At 64.4% G+C, this 18,074-nt stretch carries 16 protein-coding genes and 1 pseudogene; 7 read left to right on the top strand and 10 right to left on the bottom strand.

What is annotated here, in order from left to right; translation table 11 throughout:
- Window positions 1-272 precede the first annotated feature (272 nt).
- The 6 genes from ACX80G_RS12990 to paaA all read right to left on the bottom strand — a co-directional run bounded on the left by ACX80G_RS12990 (window position 273) and on the right by paaA (window position 5,442).
- Complete coding sequence (locus ACX80G_RS12990; RefSeq protein WP_459308066.1) at window positions 273-1,181, bottom strand: TIGR01777 family oxidoreductase; 909 nt, start codon at window positions 1,179-1,181, stop codon at window positions 273-275.
- A gap of 382 nt (window positions 1,182-1,563) precedes the next feature.
- Window positions 1,564-2,736 (bottom strand): 1,2-phenylacetyl-CoA epoxidase subunit PaaE, encoded by a 1,173-nt coding sequence (gene paaE, locus ACX80G_RS12985; protein WP_459308065.1) that lies wholly within the window; start codon window positions 2,734-2,736, stop codon window positions 1,564-1,566.
- On the bottom strand, window positions 2,737-3,267 hold the full coding sequence (gene paaD / locus ACX80G_RS12980) for a 1,2-phenylacetyl-CoA epoxidase subunit PaaD (protein ID WP_459308064.1): 531 nt from the start codon (window positions 3,265-3,267) through the stop codon (window positions 2,737-2,739).
- A 13-nt stretch (window positions 3,268-3,280) separates the two neighbouring features.
- Entirely contained in the window at window positions 3,281-4,105 is an 825-nt protein-coding gene (gene paaC, locus ACX80G_RS12975) for a 1,2-phenylacetyl-CoA epoxidase subunit PaaC (protein ID WP_459308063.1), read from the bottom strand.
- On the bottom strand, window positions 4,102-4,449 hold the full coding sequence (gene paaB, locus ACX80G_RS12970; protein WP_459308062.1) for a 1,2-phenylacetyl-CoA epoxidase subunit PaaB: 348 nt from the start codon (window positions 4,447-4,449) through the stop codon (window positions 4,102-4,104). The genes paaC and paaB overlap by 4 nt, the downstream gene beginning before the upstream one ends.
- Window positions 4,450-5,442: a 1,2-phenylacetyl-CoA epoxidase subunit PaaA gene (gene paaA, locus ACX80G_RS12965; protein WP_459308061.1), complete on the bottom strand. Its 993-nt coding sequence runs from the start codon at window positions 5,440-5,442 to the stop codon at window positions 4,450-4,452.
- A gap of 200 nt (window positions 5,443-5,642) precedes the next feature.
- On the opposite strand from paaA, the gene ACX80G_RS12960 reads away from it, so the two are divergent.
- The 4 genes from ACX80G_RS12960 (at window position 5,643) to ACX80G_RS12945 (ending at window position 9,606) form a co-directional block, all read left to right on the top strand.
- Entirely contained in the window at window positions 5,643-5,951 is a 309-nt protein-coding gene (locus tag ACX80G_RS12960) for a PadR family transcriptional regulator (protein ID WP_459308187.1), read from the top strand.
- A complete protein-coding gene (locus ACX80G_RS12955; protein WP_459308060.1) occupies window positions 5,948-6,598 on the top strand; it encodes a hypothetical protein in 651 nt (216 codons plus the stop codon). The genes ACX80G_RS12960 and ACX80G_RS12955 overlap by 4 nt, the downstream gene beginning before the upstream one ends.
- Before the next feature lie 83 nt (window positions 6,599-6,681).
- Window positions 6,682-7,275 carry a hypothetical protein gene (locus ACX80G_RS12950; protein WP_459308059.1) on the top strand — a complete coding sequence of 198 codons (594 nt, stop codon included), beginning with the start codon at window positions 6,682-6,684 and terminating at the stop codon, window positions 7,273-7,275.
- A gap of 150 nt (window positions 7,276-7,425) precedes the next feature.
- Window positions 7,426-9,606, top strand: a complete 2,181-nt coding sequence (locus ACX80G_RS12945; RefSeq protein ID WP_459308058.1) for a S9 family peptidase — start codon at window positions 7,426-7,428, stop codon at window positions 9,604-9,606.
- Here ACX80G_RS12945 and ACX80G_RS12940 read toward each other — a convergent pair.
- Window positions 9,543-10,628: a LacI family DNA-binding transcriptional regulator gene (locus ACX80G_RS12940; RefSeq protein ID WP_459308057.1), complete on the bottom strand. Its 1,086-nt coding sequence runs from the start codon at window positions 10,626-10,628 to the stop codon at window positions 9,543-9,545. The genes ACX80G_RS12945 and ACX80G_RS12940 overlap by 64 nt on opposite strands.
- A 39-nt stretch (window positions 10,629-10,667) precedes the next feature.
- Window positions 10,668-11,096: pseudogene (locus ACX80G_RS12935) on the bottom strand (family 1 glycosylhydrolase); the annotation flags it as partial.
- Window positions 11,097-11,813: 717 nt separating this feature from the next.
- Between ACX80G_RS12935 and paaK the strand changes: the two are divergent.
- Together paaK and ACX80G_RS12925 are read left to right on the top strand one after the other, a co-directional pair.
- Window positions 11,814-13,151 (top strand): phenylacetate--CoA ligase PaaK, encoded by a 1,338-nt coding sequence (gene paaK / locus ACX80G_RS12930; protein ID WP_459308056.1) that lies wholly within the window; start codon window positions 11,814-11,816, stop codon window positions 13,149-13,151.
- Window positions 13,151-13,774 carry a TetR/AcrR family transcriptional regulator gene (locus tag ACX80G_RS12925; RefSeq protein ID WP_459308055.1) on the top strand — a complete coding sequence of 208 codons (624 nt, stop codon included), beginning with the start codon at window positions 13,151-13,153 and terminating at the stop codon, window positions 13,772-13,774. Before paaK ends, ACX80G_RS12925 begins: the two co-directional genes overlap by 1 nt.
- 40 nt (window positions 13,775-13,814) lie before the next feature.
- Here the strand turns inward: ACX80G_RS12925 and paaZ are convergent, their stop codons facing one another.
- The gene (gene paaZ, locus ACX80G_RS12920; protein WP_459308054.1) at window positions 13,815-15,899 is read right to left on the bottom strand and encodes a phenylacetic acid degradation bifunctional protein PaaZ; all 2,085 of its coding nucleotides are present in this window, start codon (window positions 15,897-15,899) and stop codon (window positions 13,815-13,817) included.
- Between the two features lie 177 nt (window positions 15,900-16,076).
- On the opposite strand from paaZ, the gene ACX80G_RS12915 reads away from it, so the two are divergent.
- A complete protein-coding gene (locus tag ACX80G_RS12915; RefSeq protein WP_459308185.1) occupies window positions 16,077-16,427 on the top strand; it encodes a PaaI family thioesterase in 351 nt (116 codons plus the stop codon).
- A 66-nt stretch (window positions 16,428-16,493) separates the two neighbouring features.
- Here the strand turns inward: ACX80G_RS12915 and ACX80G_RS12910 are convergent, their stop codons facing one another.
- Complete coding sequence (locus ACX80G_RS12910) at window positions 16,494-17,249, bottom strand: tyrosine-protein phosphatase (RefSeq protein WP_459308053.1); 756 nt, start codon at window positions 17,247-17,249, stop codon at window positions 16,494-16,496.
- Between the last annotated feature and the right edge of the window lie 825 nt (window positions 17,250-18,074).

The following is an 18,074-nucleotide window of genomic DNA, read 5'->3' as shown; positions in this document are numbered from 1 at the left end:
CGCACTTCCACCTGGAACTTTGCCCACGGACAAGGGAAGGTCGCGACGTGGACGACGTGCTTGGTCCCTGCGTCCCTCAGCGCCTGTCACACCTCCGACGCGGTTCTGCCCACGAAAGCGCACTCGATGCCCGGAAGGGGATTCGTGCCGATTCTTGTTAATAGGGTTTACCTGGAGACCTTTCTGTTGGTAGGACGGTGCGGTTTACTGACGATGACCGCAGGGCGCTCTGGGTATTCCCAGCCAGCCCTTGCAGGCCAGAATAACCTGTATCAAGGCCGGGACAGCAGGTCTTCTAGACTTTCCCGTAAGTCGCTATGGACGAAGTTGAAATTTAGTTGGCTCAACCGAGCTGGGATTGCTTGGCGCCCGGATAAGGCTAGGGCGGGGTCCGTCCGTAGCACCCAAGCGCACAAGCGCACCAAAACCTCCGGAGTTGGAAGGGCCGCGGGCCGCCCCAGTACGCTCCGCAGCGAGGTCATCAGTTCAGCATTTCGAACTGGCGTGGGGGCCGTGGCCAGCACAGTACCTTCCAAAGCGGGATCGCACAGCACCTGATCGACAATGGCCAGCCAGTCCATAATGTGGATCCACGAAAACCATTGTTTCCCAGACGCTACTCGTCTGCCAAGGCCAAGCCTCGTCAGGAGAAGAAGTCGATCCAAGGCCGGAGTGTCTCGATCAAGGACGATACTGGTACGCAGCACGGTCTTGCGGGAGGCATTGACACCGTTCGCTGCCTCTTCCCACGCGCGAGCTACGCCGGCCATCTGTGGTGGGCCGTCCGCAAACGTTGACGCTTCGGTAAGTAAACGCTCGCCGGCATCACCGTAAATGGCCAGCGTGGATGCCTGAACCCACACGGGGACTGGACTGCAAAGTTCGGCTGCGGCTCTGGCGAGGGCCTTGGTTGGTTCAACCCTGGATTCGGTGAGCAGCCCTGTGTTCGCCGTACTTGGGCGGCGGTCGACGAGCTCCCCCGCCAAGTTGATAACTGCTGCTCCCTCCAGCTCGGCGGCCCAGTCGCCTATTGTTCGTCCGTCCCAGTGGACCAATCGATGCGGCCCTGCCCTTTTTCGGGAATTACGGGTAAGAACCACAATGTCGTGTCCTCGGTCGTGTAAAAAGGCGCACAATCGCCGCCCAAGGGCGCCAGACCCACCTGCAATAACGACCTTCACCGTGCCAGCATAGGGATTATCCAATTTGAGGGATGCTCCTATGTTCGTGAAAAGCCCCTTTGGTGGCTGTTGCAACGCCTTCAGTGGGGATGGACGAAGGCGTCCTACAGGGGTGCCCCTTGCCCCAAATCAGGGGCACCTTCCACCGACACGTTCCGCGTCACCGCATCCTCCCCCTTCGCGCCGCAAGTTTTTCTCGATGCCACAGGTCGGGTCGTCGACACCCGTCAGCCGAAATCATTCAATGCCGCAGCTGTCGGGCCATGATCGCCCACACCAACCAGCTCGTGATCCCCACAACAACCGTGGAGGACCGCGCAGAGGCCGCGAAGCTCACCCTGCAAACTCTGGCCGTACGAGATGAATACTCAGATTCGCTTACTTAGGCGTCGTAGTCCACCGACACGGTGTCGCTGGTGGGACGGGACTGGCAGGTGAGGACGTAGCCCTTTTCGATCTCGTCGGGCTCCAACGCGTAGTTCTCTTCCATCTCTACCGTGCCGGTGACCAACTTCGCGCGGCACGTCCCGCAGACACCACCGGCGCAGGCGAACGGGACGTCGGCTCTGACCCGGAGTGCGGCATTGAGAATTGACTCCCTCGCGCGGGTGGGGCTGGACACCGTGCCCTGCAGCCCGTCGAGGTTGAACGAGATAGTGAAATTTTCGCCGTCGTCCTCGGCGCGGACTGGACGGCCGATCTGCCCTTCGGGGCGACTGGGCTCGCCACTGGAGAAGAGCTCAAACCGGATCTTTTCGGGGGCGACGCCGCGCTCCCCCAGGGTGTCCCGGCACAACTGGACGAGTTCAAAGGGACCGCAGAGGAACCATTCGTCGACGTCGTCAGTCCGGATCACGGTGCCCAACAGTTTCTCCAGCTTGTCCGCATCGATTCGACCGCTCAGCAACGGGGAGATGCGCTGCTCGCGGGATAACACGTGGTGCAGGGCGAACCGTGCGGGATAGCGGTCCTTCAAGTCGGCGAGTTCCTCGAGGAACATCACATCCATCGCTGCTTTGTTGGCGTAGATCAGGTCGAAGCGCACGTTGTCGCTAGCGGCGAGCGCGGTGCGGGCGATGGCGATCACCGGGGTGATCCCCGACCCTGCTGCCACGGCGACGAAGGTGGTCTCCCCGGCGACGGTGAGGTTTTCCTGTAGGTGCTCGGGCCGGTTGAGTTCGGTCATCTCGTGTTTGGAGATGAACTGACCCATGGGGCTCATCACGTCGAGCCGGTCGCCGGCCTTCAGGAACTCGTTCGCCCAGCTGGAAAAAACGCCGCCGAGATCCCTTTTGATGGCCACCCGGATCTCGCCGGGCCGCGGCTCAGCGCAGATGGAGTAGCTGCGGCGCACCTCCACGGGGGAGCCGTCGACGTCGAGAGTGGTGCGCAGGGCAACGTACTGGCCGGGCAGGTAGTTGTATTTGCTGGCCAGGTGCTCGGGGACGGCGAAGGTCACCTCAATGGCGTCGCCCGTGAGCCGCCGGACCTCGGCGACGGTGAGCTCGTTGAAGGCCGTACGGCGCTGGGTGGACGGGGCGAGCTTGACTGCCATCTAGTGCACCTTGAAGTAGTCGAAGGGTTCCTTGCAGTCCTGACAGACGTAGAGCGCCTTGCAGGACGTGGAACCGAAGCGGGTGAGTTCGCGGGTATTGAGGGAGGAACATTGGGGACACTTCACGCTGAGCCCCACCCGGACGGGGCCGGCCGCGGCGAGGCCGGTGGGTGGCGCTATGCCGTACTCATCGAGTTTGGCTTTGCCTGCACTGGTCATCCAGTCGGTGGTCCAGGCCGGGGCGAGGGTGAGACGCACCTGGACGTCGTTGTGGCCGTGGGCCGAGAGAGCGCTGACGACGTCGTCCCGGATGGCGTCCATCGCCGGGCACCCCGAGTAGGTGGGAGTGATGATTACGGTGATGGCGCCGTCGGCGACCCGGGCCTCCCGCAGGATCCCGAGGTCCTCGATGGTGAGGACGGGGATTTCGGGGTCCACCACGGTGGCGGCGATATCCCAGATCCTCGCGGTTTCGGCGTCGGCGGGCCGGTGAGCGGTATTGGTGCCGATGCTGGATGTGTCGATACTCATGGCTGCACCTGACCTACCAGGTGGCGCCGGGATGCTCGCGGGCGAGCACCTGCATCTCGGCCAGCAGGTAGCCCAGATGTTCGCTGTGCCGTCCGGCGCGGCCGCCGCCCACGGCGCCTGGGACGGCGGGTATCTCAAGCTCGGCCTCGGTAAAGAGGGCGGCGATGAGCGAATCGAAGGGAGCCCGGAGGGTGCTCGGGCGGACGGCGGCGTCGCCGAGCGTATCGAAGAGCTGGTCGTCAACGAACAGTTCCTCGACGTAGGGCCAGGTCAGCTTGAGGCCGGCGATCATCCGGCGGCGGGACTCATCGGTGCCGAGGGCGAGACGCAGCACCCACTGGCTGCTGTGGTCGCGGTGGTAGTCGACTTCTTTAACGGCCTTCGCGGCGATGGCCGCGAGCGTCGGATCAGTGGAATGCACGAGCCGGGAGTAGAGCTCGAACTGGTAGTGCGAGACCACCAGCTGGCGGGCGATGGTACGGGCGAAGTCGCCGTTGGGCTGCACGAAGAGGTGGGCGCAGCGGAATTCCGGTTCGCGGCGGAAGTAGGCGAGATCGTCCTCGGTTTTGTCCAGGCCGTGGCCGGCATAGCTGAGGAAGGACCGCGCGTGGCCGATCAGGTCCAGGGCAATGTTGCCGAGGGCCACATCCTCTTCCAGCTCGGGCGCCCGGGAGATCCACCAGCCGAGCCGCTGGGCCAGGATCAGTGAGTCGTCGCCCAGGCGCAGTGCGTATTCTGCGACGTCGATGCTCGGCTTCAGGTCCGATGCGGCAATGTCCTCGGGGCGCAGCGCGTTGCCCGGGGTGATCCGGGTCGCGCTGGCGTTCGATTCACTCACAGGTGCCTCACCCCGTCGCTCTTCGTGTAGTACGTGGCGTGCCGGTAGTCCTTGCCCTGCGGGGATTCGAAGAACTGCCCCTTGGCGTCGGGGTCGCTGGTGATGATCGACGACGCCGGGACCACCCACAGGCTGACGCCCTCGTTGCGCCGGGTGTACAGGTCACGGGCGTTCCGGACGGCCATCTCGGCGTCGGGCGCGTGCAAGGAACCGGCGTGAACGTGGGATAGTCCGCGGGAAGACCTGACGAAGACCTCCCACAGGGGCCAGGGCTGACGCTTCTGGGGAACCGCGGGCGCCGGCGCCGCGGAGCCGTCGTCGCCTGTGGTTGAACCGCCGGTCATCTAGGCCGCCTTCTGCTGTGCTGCTGCTGTGGCACGCTTGTCGGCGTAGGCTGCCGCTGCTTCGCGTACCCAGGCGCCGTCTTCGTGGGCCTCGCGGCGGCGTTCCATCCGCTGGGCGTTGCAGGGCCCCCGGCCGGCGAGGACCTCCTTGAACTCGTTCCAGTCCAGGGGTGCGTGCTCCCACTGCTGGGTGTCCTCGTTGAACCGGATCTGGTCATCGGGGAGGGTCAGGCCGAGGACCTTGACCTGCTCAACCATCATGCCGACGAAGCGTGAGCGGAGTTCATCATTGGAGAACCGCTTGATGTTCCAGGCCATGGACTGCTTGGAGTTGGGCGAATCGTCGTCGGGTGGGCCGAACATCATCAGTGAGGGGGCGTACCAGCGGTTGACGGCGTCCTGCGCCATCTCCTTCTGGGCGGGCGTGCCGTTGGCGAGTTCCAGCAGGATCTCGAAGCCCTGGCGCTGGTGGAAGGATTCTTCCTTGCAGATCCGCACCATGGCCCGGCCATAGGGGCCGTAGGAGGCCCGGCAGAGGGGTACCTGGTTGGCGATCGCGGCGCCGTCGACCAACCAGCCGATGGCACCCATATCTGCCCAGGTCACTGCCGGATAGTTGAAGATGCTGGAGTAGCGGGCCTTGCCGGCGATCAGGTCTTCGGTCATCTTGTCCCGCGGGGTGCCGAGGGTTTCAGCGGCCGAGTAGAGGTACAGGCCGTGACCGGCCTCATCCTGGACCTTGGCCATGAGGATGGCTTTGCGCTTCAGTGAGGGTGCACGGGAAATCCAGTTGGCCTCGGGCTGCATGCCGATGATCTCGGAGTGGGCGTGCTGGGAGATCTGCCGGGCGAGGGTCTTCCGGTAGGCGTCCGGCATCCAGTCGCGGGGCTCAATCCGGGAGTCCTCGCTGATAAGCCGTTCGAACTGCTCCCGTCCGGCCTGCTCGTCGGGCGTTTCGGACGGCGTCTGGTCAACCGCTGGTGCTGTTGCCATGGTGGTCACCTCACTGTGAGCGTCAAATGTGCGTTGAAGTCGGTCGCAGATTAATTACTGACCGTTCGTTCAGGATATCGGGGTGGTGGCCGGACCGTCAACAACCGCCCCGCGACTGGGTAGACACGCCGACTAGTTAGTGTGACTATGTAGTTGTGACCGACAAACACGTGTCAGACAAACAATGGCCCAGCGAATGGATGCGCGGCGCGCTGGGTATGAGTGTTCTCAAGGTCCTCGCAGCCGGGCCGACCTATGGTTACGCGGTCGCCACCGCACTGGAGGAGGCTGGTTTTGGCTCCATCAAGGGCGGGACGCTGTATCCGCTGCTGACCCGGTTCGAGTCGGCGGGGTTCGTCACTACCGAATGGCGGGCCGGCGACGGCGGTCCTGGCCGCAAGTACTTCTCCCTCACTGACGCCGGCCGCACTGAACTGGCCCAGCAATCCGCCGACTGGCGCGTCTTCACCACCCGGACCCTGACCCACCTGAACGGAGCTATCCAATGAATGACACTCGAAAAAACCAGCAGTGGCTGACTGATTTCGTACTGGAGCTCTCGCACCGCGGGGTTGGTGGACGGGATATCGGCGATGCTAAGGCATCTGTCGAATCACATCTCGCCGATAGCGGAGAGTCGGCTGAGGAGGCGTTCGGCGACCCTGTTGCCTACGCGCAGGCGCTGGGATTCACGAGCACACCGGGCTTGCACTTCCCTCGGGTGCTGGTTCCTGCTCTTCTGAGCATCCTTGGATTAGTGATCTATTTCCCGGCCATTGCTGCTGCGGGTCGGGGTGAACCGGTGAGCTTCAGTGGCGTCGAGTTTTTGCTCTTCCTGGTTCTTGCGCTCACCATGCTCTTGATTGCGAAGAACATCTTCCGCCTAGTGAAGAGGTGGTGGTTGCTGCTGGCGATCTGGATGGCTGTCGTGGGCCTGGGAATCCTGGCCCCGATTTTACCTATGCTTCTGGGTCTACCCCAGTGGGAGGTCTCGTCTGCTACTGCCGCTGCGCTGTCGGGAGCACTCATCATAGGCGCAGGATTCTGGGCCCGCGCATCGATCAAGAGCAACGAGGGCATCGTGAGACCTGCCAATGCGGGCGCACCCGAACAAGACACAGCTACCGACCGCGTGATGGTGTGGTTCCCTGCCTGATGGCCATCGGCGCAGCCGTCTTCACAGCAGGAACTTTCCTTGCCGCATAGCAAAAACACACGCCTACCCGATCGGAGACCCCAGTGAATGACACCAGCAGTGAGCACCAGAAGTGGCTCGAAGATTTCATCCTGGAACTACGATTCAGGGATGTTCCCGGCCACCTGATCGGCGACGCCGTGTCCACCGTCGAGGCCTACCTCAAGGACACCGGGGAACGGTCCGTCGACGCCTTCGGGCTACCCGGAGATTATGCGGAAAACCTCGACCTGCCCCGGCGGCGGCCCGATGGTCCGGGTGTCTGGATCGGCAGGACTCTCGCCGTCGCAGCGTTTACGGTCCTGCTCTCCTCCGTCACGGCAATAGTCACCGGGACCGATTTCACTGTGACGGTTCTGCTCCTCGCGCTGATCGTCGTCACGGTCGCAGCCCTCGTAGTAGTTGCGGTGAACCTGGCGTCGATCATCAGGTCCTGGGCCGTGTGGCACAGCGGCCTGCTGGGAATGGGCATCGCCCTAGCCTATGCCGCGGTGATCGGCCTGACCCCGGATCTGGTCCTCCTTCGCCTCCCGGCCATCCCGGTAGCCGCCGCGGCGACGGTGGTGGTGACCGGATTCGTCTGGCGATCGGTCAAAAGCGCCGATCCGGTCATCGATCCGACGGTCCACACCGTCTGAGGGCCGCCTGAGTGCGCCCCGGGCGTGCAGGTCTGCCCAGGTACCGCCGCCGTCGTCGACCATAAACCGGCGTGTCGTACCCCGCCACACGGTCTGGGCCCCAGAACCCGGGAAAACCTGCACGCCCGAGTTGATGGCAGGATGGTTTCCATGACTGCAGAGACGCACTTCCCCGCCCCTCCCGTTGCCAAAAAGGTGCCGACGGAACGCACCCACCACTCGGATACCTTCGTTGACGAGTACGAGTGGCTACGGGAAAAGGAGAGCCAAGAGGTGGTCGCCCACCTCAAGGCCGAGAACGAATACACCGACGCCGTGACAGCTGGCCAGGAACAGCTCCGGCGGGACATTTTCGGCGAAATCAAGAACCGGACGCAGGAAACTGATCTGTCGGTACCCTCCCGCAAGAAGGGATGGTGGTACTACGCCCGCACCGAAGAGGGGAAGCAATACGCCATCAATTGCCGGGTAGCTGCCACTGATACAGGTGACCTCGCCAACGACTGGACGCCACCGGAGATTGTCCCCGGTAACCCCATCGAGGGCGAGCAGGTCATGCTGGACGGCAACGCGGAAGCCGAAGGCAAACCATTCTTCTCCGTCGGCGGCCTGGCCGTCACCGAAGACGGGAACCTGCTGGCCTACTGCGAGGACAACGCCGGCGACGAGCGATTCACCCTGCGGATCAAGGATCTGCGCACCGGCGACCTACTCCCCGACGTGGTGCCGAACATCTTCTACGGGCTGGCCTTCTCCCCCGACGGCACCCAGGTGTTCTACACGGTGGTGGACGATTCGTGGCGCCCCTACCAGGTCAGGTCGCACACCCTTGGCACCCCGGTGGAACAGGATGCGGTGGTGTATCAGGAGGACGATGTGGCCATGTGGACGGGCTTCGACCTGTCAGCCGACCGGTCGCAGCTGCTGATCGGCATCGGCTGCTCCGAGTACAGCGAGTACCGCGTGCTGGACCTGGCCAACCAGTCGGCTGGCCTGCGCACGCTGATTCCGCGCAGCGAGAAGGTCCTCTACGAGGCCGATCCGGTGACGATCGACGGCGAGCGCCACTACCTTCTGACCCACAACCGGAACGCCAAGAACTCGATGGTCAGCCTCGCCGCCGAGACCGAGTTCGGCAAACCCCTCCCCGACCAGCACTGGAACACCGTAGTGGAGCACGACGACGCCGTGCGGGTAAGCGGGGTCGCAGTCACGTCAACCCATGTGATCGTCTCGGTCCGCAAGGACACCATCGAGCGCGTTCAGGTGCTCCCGCTCGCCGGGCTCGGCACGGCCGGCCAGCCCGCACCCGCCGAACCGGCATTCGATGAGGAGCTCTTCACCTGCAACCTTGCCGACGCCGAGTTCGATTCGCCGATCATCAGGCTCTCCTACACTTCCTTCTTCACTCCCCCACGCGTCTACGACTACGTCCTCGACACCGGGAACCTGCTGCTGCGCAAGGAGACCGAGGTCCGCGGCGGCTACCGCTCGGCGGACTACACTGCCGAACGGCAGTGGGCCACGGCGGGCGACGGCACCCTGATCCCCCTGTCGGTCCTGCGGCGGACCGACCTCGCCGGGGACGGCGCAAACCCGGCACTGGTCTACGCCTACGGCAGTTACGAAATCAGCATGGACCCGGGCTTCTCAATCGCCCGGCTGTCGCTGCTGGATCGCGGTGTGGTCTTCGTGGTGGCGCATATCCGTGGGGGCGGCGAGATGGGCCGCACCTGGTACGAAGGCGGCAAGAAGCTCAACAAGAAGAACACGTTCACTGACTTCGTCGACGCGACCCGACATGTGGGGGCGTCCGCCTACGTTGACCCCCACCGGATCGCCGCAATGGGCGGATCCGCTGGCGGGCTGCTGATGGGTGCGATCACCAACCTCGCCCCCGATCTATACCAGGCGGTGGTAGCCCAGGTGCCGTTCGTCGACGCGCTGACCACCATCCTCGACCCCGAGCTACCCCTGTCTGCCCTTGAGTGGGAAGAATGGGGCAACCCGATCACCGACCCCGAGGTGTACCGATACATGAAGGAGTACACCCCGTACGAGAACATCAAGGCCACCCGGTATCCGCGGATTGCCGCGGTCACCAGCTTCAACGACACCCGGGTGCTGTATGTCGAGCCCGCAAAATGGGTGGCCAAGCTGCGCGATACGACCACCGGCAGCGAGCCGATCGTGTTGAAGACAGAGATGGACGGCGGCCATGGCGGTGCCAGTGGCCGGTACGAGCGGTGGAAGGACGTTGCCTGGGACTACGCTTTCGTCGCAGCGGCCCTCGGCGCCGAGGAGCTCCGCACGACCAGTTCCGCCGGGTAGACCACCGGGTCGGGGTGGGTGCCGGGAGCCTCAATCTCCTCCAGCAGCATGGTGCCGGCCTTGGTGGCCATCTCGGCCATGGGTTGGGTGATGGTGCTCAGGGCCGGCGACGCCAGCGCCGAGATGCTGTGGTTGTCGTACCCGACCACTGCGACGTCGTCGGGAACCCGAAGCCCGCGGGCCTGCAGGACCTCCAGCACGCCGACAGCCATCAGGTCGGACGCGGCAAAGATCGCGTCGGTGTCGGGGGCGGCGTCGAGCAGCCGCAGGGTCGCCTCGGCTCCGCCCGCCGTGGTGAAGTCGGCGAACTCGACCGGGCTCGGCGCCGCCCCAGCACCGAGCAGTCCGTCCTGCCAGCCGCCAAGGCGGTCGACGGCGGCGGTCATGTCGGCGGGTCCAGCAATGGTGGCCGGCCGCTGGCTACCCGTTGCGAGCAGGTGCCGTGCAGCCAGGGTGCCGCCGCCATAGTTGTCGGTATCGACGTACGTCAGTCCGTGCCCGCTCTGCCAGGGCCTGCCGATAAAGATGATGGGCAGCCCGCTCTCGGCGAGCGGCCCCACCCAGGTGTCCCCCTGGTGGTGCGAGACCACGATGGCCCCGTCCACATGCCCGCCCCGCAGGTAGCGGACCGTCCGCGCCGCATCGTCGCTCCTGGACATGAGCAGGACCAGCTGCACATCGGTTTCCCTCAGCGATTCGGTAACCCCGGTGATGATCATGGCGAAGAACGGGTCCATCATGACGTGCATGTCCGGTTCGGGGATTACCAGGGCAATCGACGAGGTGCGTCGGGTGACCAGCGATCGCGCGGCACGGTTGGGCGTGTAAGCGAGGGCGACGACGGCGGCGTCTACCGCCGCCTGGGCTTCCGGGCTCACCCGGCTGCCCCCGTTGATGGCGCGCGACGCCGTCGACCGGGACACGCCCGCTGCTGCCGCCAGGTCCTCCAGGGTGGGACTGTATTTCGCCTGCGGCAGGTGAGCGAGTCCGGGACGCCCGGCCCGCGGTTGCTGATCATTCATCACCTTGAGAATACGACACGATGACCTGCCAGCAGGGCCCTACCGGATGGCGGCCATCGCAGTGTTCCCCGGGCCACGCACCCCCACCGCGGCGCCCGGTCTTACCAGCGGGGCCTGGCCGGGGGCCGGCAGCGCGTTGGCCGCGGCGGCCCGGGCGTACCAGAGTGCGCTGGCCTTCGGGGTGCGCTGTTGGGTGTCGTAGTCCACCCGGACCAGACCGAAGCGCTGGTGGTAGCCCCAGGCCCATTCGAAGTTGTCCAGGAAGGACCAGGCAAGGTAGCCGCGGACGTCGGCGCCGTCGTCGATCGCTGCCCGCACTGCCCGAAGGTGACTGTCGAAATACGCGAGCCGGTCCTGGTCGTCGACGAACCCCGCCGCGTCAGGTACGTCGTCGTAGGCGGCGCCATTCTCGGTGATGTAGACGGGGATACCCGCCGGCCCAGTGTACTCGGCGTGCACCCGCACCAGGGGTGGAACCGGAACCGCAAGCTGACAGGGCAAGGGCCAGGCAGGCTGCGCTCGCTGAAAGCGCGGTAATTTTGGCTCGATTTTGCACGGGTGACTCCTTTGTCAGGTGATTGCCAATAAGTGTGAGAGCGCTCTCACGCTTTTGAGTTCATCCTGAAAAGGCTCGGCTTTTCCGTCAAGTGGGAGCGCTTCCATTTGCCGGAATTGAAACTGATCCGTCATCAAAACACCTAGTCAGCGAGCGCGACCTCGACCGCCGTTACGGAATCGTTATGTCGGGCTCCGCCAGTCGGGACTCTGTGATCGCCGGTCGAAGCTCAGCCGGGGCGTCATCGCTTGACACCGCACCGTCCGCCGGTATTACCTAAGTGAATTACCTAATGACCATTCGGTCACAAAAGACCGGACGGGTCTCTTAATTCTGTCAACAACCAGTGAGGCTCCCATGGCGGACACCGGCGTCCAACCCACGCATCCTATTCTCGAACAGGACCACGCCTCCCGCTGGCTTGGCATTGAGATTGTTGACGCCACGGCCGACCGGCGCTGCGTAGCGGGTCGCAGCGGTCTGTACGACATCTCCATCACGGCACAGAACGACCACTACTCCCGTGCGATTGCTGAATTCCGCGGCCGCTCACGCACCATCCCGAACCCGCGCCGCACCACCGCGAGCCCTGCCAGTCCCGACAGCCCAAGGTCAGAAAAGAGCCTCCCATGACCGGCACGACACTCAAGGCCAGCGCCGCCGATCCCTCGACGCTCGACGCCGAGGAACTGATGAGCAGGGACCAGATCGAAGAGCTGCAACTAGCCCGGCTTCAGCACACCGTGCAGTATGCCTACGACAACGTCCGGCTGTACCGTGAGAAATTCGACACCGCGGGAGTGCACCCGTCCGATCTCAAGGACCTCAGCGACCTGTCATCGTTCCCCTACACCACCAAGGAGGACCTTCGGAGTACCTACCCGTTCGGAATGTTCGCCGTCCCCCAGGATCGAGTGGCGCGGATCCACGCGTCGTCGGGCACCACCGGGCGCCCGACTGTGGTCGGCTACACCGCCGGGGATCTGGACCGCTGGGCCACCCTGGTCGCCCGGTCGCTCAGGGCTTCGGGCGTCAAGGAGGGCGACAAAGTCCACAACGCGTACGGTTACGGCCTGTTCACCGGCGGCCTGGGCGCCCACTGCGGCGCCGAAAGACTCGGCTGCACAGTCATCCCTGTCTCGGGCGGGCAGACCGAACGCCAGGTCCAGCTCATCACGGACTTTGAACCCGATGCCATTCTGGCGACCCCCACCTACCTGCTCACCATCCTGGACGCGATGGCCGCAGCGGGCATCGACCCCTCCAGCACCTCGCTGAAAACTGCTGTCCTCGGCGCCGAACCGTGGACGGAAGAGATGCGCCACGAACTGGAAAGCCGGATGGGGTTCGACGCCTGCGACATTTACGGCTTGTCCGAGGTAATGGGCCCGGGAGTCGCGGGTGAGTGCGTCGAGACCAAAGACGGCTCGCACATCTGGGAGGACCACTTCCGCCCCGAGATTATCGATCCGTTCACCGACAAGGTGCTCGACGACGGCGAACACGGCGAGTTGGTCTTCACCTCCCTCACCAAAGAGGCACTGCCAATCATCAGGTACCGGACCCACGACCTGACCCGGCTGCTACCCGGCACCGCCCGGCCAGGGATGCGCCGGATGGGTCGTATCACCGGGCGCAGCGACGACATGATCATCCTCCGTGGCGTCAACCTGTTCCCCACCCAGATTGAGGAAATCGCGTTGCGCATTCCTGCGCTCAGCCCGCACTTCCAGCTGGTACTCACCCGCCCGGAGGGCCAACGGATGGACGCAATGACCGTCAAGATTGAACCGCGGGAAGGTGTCTCAGCGCACGATGCCGAGACAGCCGCCAGCCAGCTCAGCGAACAGATCAAGATCCATATCGGTTCCAGCTGCGCGGTCACCGTAGCCGAGCCCGGTTCACTCGCCCGATCCAGTGGCAAACTTCGGCGCATTTACGATCTCCGGCCTAAGGCTGGCGCCTGATGTCAACAGCACTCCCGCAGGCCGCCAGCCGGCGCGGACGGCCCGGGTACGATCAGCAGGCTGTCCTCACCATCGCCGTCGACGTGTTCAACCGGCACGGCTACGAGGCCACTTCGATGGGCGTCCTCGCCGAGAACCTCGGAATCAGCAAGTCGGCGATCTACCATCATGTTCCCTCCAAGGGGGACCTTCTTCGCCTGGCCCTGGATCACGCCCTGGGCGGGTTGGAGGCCGTGCTAATCGATCCTGCAGCCACATCGGGCAGGGCGGACGCCCGGCTGGAATTCGTCCTCCGGGGCACGATCGCTGTCCTGATCGAGCGACTCCCCTTCGTAACACTTCTCCTGCGGTTGCGCGGGAACACGGAGATAGAGCGCGGCGCCCTGGAACGCCGACGTACCTTCGATCACCAGGTGGCAGCGTTGGTGGATGCGGCCCGGTCTGAGGGCTCCCTGCGGTCAGACCTTGACCCGCGAACCACCACCCGCCTGCTGTTCGGCACGATCAACTCGATCGTCGAATGGTACAAACCCGGAGGCGCTGTGTCACCCGAACAACTGGCCGACGATGTCATCAGCATGCTCTTCGACGGGCTCCACCGTGTCCAATCCCCGCTTGCCTGAACTTCGCGCCCCAGCCCGCCGAGACCCCCGCCGGAAGGGGTTACTTCTCGACGAGGGTCAGGACGTCGTAGGTGGCGACGATTTCATCGTCCTGGTTGAGTAGCACCGCGTCCCAGGCAACCTCGCCGTATTCTTCGTCCTCGCGCGGGGTAATACGCTTGGCCGTCAGGGTGACCCGGATCGAGTCACCGGCGGCGACCGGCGTGATGAACCGCAGATTCTCCAGCCCGTAGTTGGCCAGGACCGGCCCGGGAGCGGGATCGACGAACAGCCCGGCACCCCAGGACAGCAGCAGGTAGCCATGCGCCACGATGCCCGGGAAGAACGGGTTGGCGGTCGCGGCGTCCTCGTTGGTGTGAGCGTAGAACGTGTCTCCAGTGGTGTTGGCGAACGCGGTGATGTCTTCGAGGGTGACCTGCCGTAGGTCGGAGCGGACGGCGTCGCCAATGTGTAGCGTGGCGAGGTTCTTTCGGAATGGGTGGGTGGCGCCGAACCTTTGGTCGGCGCCAGCATGCCAGACCCCTGTGACCGCCGTGAGCATGTTCGGTGACCCCTGAATCGCTGTGCGCTGCATGTGGTGCAGCACGGACCGGATGCCGCCGAGTTCCTCGCCACCGCCGGCGCGGCCCGGTCCGCCGTGCACCAGGTGCGGTACCGGCGAGCCGTGGCCGGTGGAGCTGCGCGCATCCTCCCGGTTGAGCATCAGCACCCGGCCGTGGTGGGCGGCAATACCGAGGACCAGCTCGCGGGCGATAGTGGGGTCGTTGGTGCACACTGTCGCCACCAGGGACCCGGCGCCCAGGGCGGCGAGCCGCACGGCGTGCGCGGCGTCGTCGTACCCGATCACCGAGGCCACCGGGCCGAACGCCTCAACCGTGTGCAGTTCAATCGCCTCGGCGTTCTCCCAGGTCAGGAGCACCGGAGACATGAAGGCGCCGTCAACGGCGGTATCCACTGTGCCGTCTGCATGGGTGATGCGGGGCGCGTCGAGGGTGCCGTAGGCCAGCTCGCCGCCGGCGGCGAGCATGGTCTCGACGGCCGACCGGACGTCGCGAAGCTGCTCCAGCGACGCGAGGGCGCCCATGGTGACGTCCTCGGCGCGCGGATCGCCGAGGACGATGCGCGCCTCGATGCGATCCTTCGCCGCGGCGACGACGTCGGCCACCAGCGCCTTGGGCACGATCGTGCGGCGGATGCTCGTACACTTCTGCCCAGCCTTGACGGTAATTTCGGTGACGAGGGATTTGATGAAGGCGTCAAACTCGGGGGTGCCGGGAACGGCGTCCTCGCCGAGGATGGCGGCGTTGAGCGAGTCGGTTTCGGAGGTGAACCGGACGCCACCGTGCACCACGTTGTCGTGGGCTTTCAGCTTGTTGGCGGTCGACGCCGAGCCGGTGAACGACACCAGGTCCCGGTAGTCCAGGTAATCGAGCAGGTCCCGGGCCGACCCGGAGATCAGCTGCAGCGCACCCCGCGGAAGGATGTTGGACTCGATGATGAACTTCACGACGGCGGCGGTCAGGTACCCGGTGGGTGTTGCCGGTTTGACGATGGTCGGGACGCCCGCCAAGAGTGCCGGGGCCAGCTTCTCGAGCATGCCCCAAACCGGGAAGTTGAAGGCGTTGATCTGCACTGCAGCCCCAGGAATGCGGGTGTAGATGTGCTCGCCCAGGAATGTGCCGTCCTTCGACAAGGTTTCCGGCGGGCCATCCACCACCACGTTGGAGTTGGGCAGCTCCCGACGGCCTTTCGAACCGAAGGTGAAGAGCACCCCGATGCCGCCGTCGATGTCCACCATGGAATCGATTTTCGTTGCGCCGGTGCGGGCCGACAGCTCATACAGGGAGTTGCGCTGGTCGTTGAGGAACTGTGCCAGAGTTTTGAGCATCAGGGCGCGCTGATGGAAGGTGAACTTGCCGAGCGCACGCTGTCCGGTGGTGCGGGCGTAATCGACCACCTTGGCGACGTCGAGTCCCTCGGTGCTCACCACCGCAAGGGTCTCACCGGTACTTGCATCCCGGACCTCGGCGCTGTTGCTCCCGGTGAGGGACCCGGCGTCGGGGGTCCACCAGGCATCCTCAATGAAACTGGGGACCGTCTCCACGCGTACCGCTGTTGAAGTCATCGTCGACTTGCCTTTCACCTGTGAATGTCTACGGCGCCGACCGTCCGACAAAGATAACTGAACGGACGTTCGGTAATATATCCAGCGTACATTAACCGACATTTCCGTATCCCCCACAAGGAGCCCCCGGTGACCCACCAGCCATGGCAGATCCAGCTCGGCGAACTCGACGAGAAAATGGGCGTGAAAATCCTTGAGCAGTCGGTTCAGCGGGTTGTCGCCACCATGCCCGTGGAGGGGAACCGGCAGTCGTTTGGGCTGTTGCATGGCGGCGCATCACTTGCCGTCGGTGAGGCAGTCGGATCCTGGGCGGCAGTCATTCACGCCAGTACCCTGGGTAAAACGGCTGTCGGCGTCGATGTATCGGCCACCCATCACAAGTCCGCCCGCGAGGGGTTGGTCACCATCACTGCGATCCCCCTCCATCTGGGCGGTACCCTCACCACCCACGAGGTGGTGCTGACCAACGACGACGGCGCACGCCTCTGCAGTCTGCGGATCACCAATCTGCTCCTCGATCGCCGCTAACGAATCTTCGACACCCGGTGCGTGAGTCCTGCCCTCGCCATGGGCCGGGCCATTCGACCATGGGTCCTAGACGGTCAGCCGGACCCGTAATGCTGCCAGCTCCGCAGGGGTCAGACCTGCGTCCAGCAAATACTGCTCCGCGTCGAAGCCAGCCAGCATGTCGCGCAGGTGCGTAGTCGCCCCGTCGAGACGCTCCACCAGCTCATCCTCGGAGAGAGGTGTTTCTCTCGGGGTCTCCTGCGTCGAATGGAAGTCGTTGATCCCTCGCACCCCCAGCACATAGTCGGTCACGATTTCCTCGGCGGACGCCCCTGCCGCTGAGAGCATCACTGCCATCACCAGGCCGGTCCGGTCACGGCCCGCCGAGCAGTGAACCACCACGCCGCCGTTGGACGCATTGATCACTGCCCGCACGACGGCGGCGATCTTGCCTGGCCAGCGCCGCAGATTCTCCGGATAGTGCTCGGGTGAACTCAGGTACGGGCCAACCAGCTCCATGAATTCGGCGTCGGACTGATCCTCGGTGGGACAGTTGACGATCGTAAAGCGGCCCAGGGCGTCATCAGCGACGGCCGGGTCGCTAGCGCGCCGCCCGAATTCTCCGGGATTGCGGAGGTCGACGACGGTGCGGACGCCGTCGTCGTGGGCCTGCAGCCAGCCAGCAGCAGTAATCCACTCGTGGCGGCCCATCCGGTAGATCCGGCCCCGCTGAATGAGGCCGCCGACCCCGCCGAGGTCGCGGGCGTTGACGGCGCCCTCCCACCGGACAGAGCGGGTTTCGGCGGCTTGCTGAGCATCCGGATATCCCGGCCGGGAGGTCATGTCCACACCCTAGCAACTCCCTGCGGCCTGATAAGTTTCGGTATCGCCGCCACGGTCAACGGTTTGGGCGACTGCCCGCCCTCGGCGGCCGCCATTGAGCAGAAAAGTAAGCACCACGCGGTTCCAGCTGTGCCGGAACGGAAGAACGAGAGGAAGGCGACGGCGATCCAGGAAAAGGTGCGCGTGGGTCTGGTCTGGTCTGGTCTGGTCGCCCATGCTGGCTCCTCGGCTGTCAAATAGTCAGCGCGCTAAAACGGTGGACGCTGTGATGCGACTGGTTTTGCTTCCACTGATTCAGCTGTAAAGAGCATGTCTGGACCGACCCGCCATCACCTTCGCCGAACTCTTCGCCGAACCGTGAGCTCGCCGCTGGCGGGCATTTGAGTCGTCAGATCTGACGGTTCGGCGGGCGGATTGAGGGTTTTCGGTGACCGGTTTTCTGGTCTGAAAAATACTTCAAAAAGTTTTTCTGTGCACCTGGTTTAGGCCCTAATAATGTCAGTGGCGGGTGATGGAATGGGGGTATGAAAAGCAGTACAGCTTCTTCTACCGGAAAGGGATTCGTTCCCGAATCCGGTCCGGGTCCCGCCCCCAGTAGAGGGCCCACGAATACCGCCGCGGGGACTTCCACTGGTACGTCTGGTGGGTATGGTCCTGGGGGTCCGTTGGGCGTCAGCGCGGTGTGGACTGCCCCGGTAGGTGATCCACCCAACACCTCCGCTGATGCCTTTGCTGATGCTTCTTCTGACACCTCCGCTGACACCTCTGCTGGTGCCTTTGTTGGTGGCGGGCCTGACGCCGATTTTGGTGCTGGCCCTGATGCCG

Source organism: Arthrobacter glycogeni (assembly GCF_054510815.1).
Note: the sequence above shows the minus strand (reverse complement) of the source record. Positions and strands in the feature narration are given on the sequence as shown.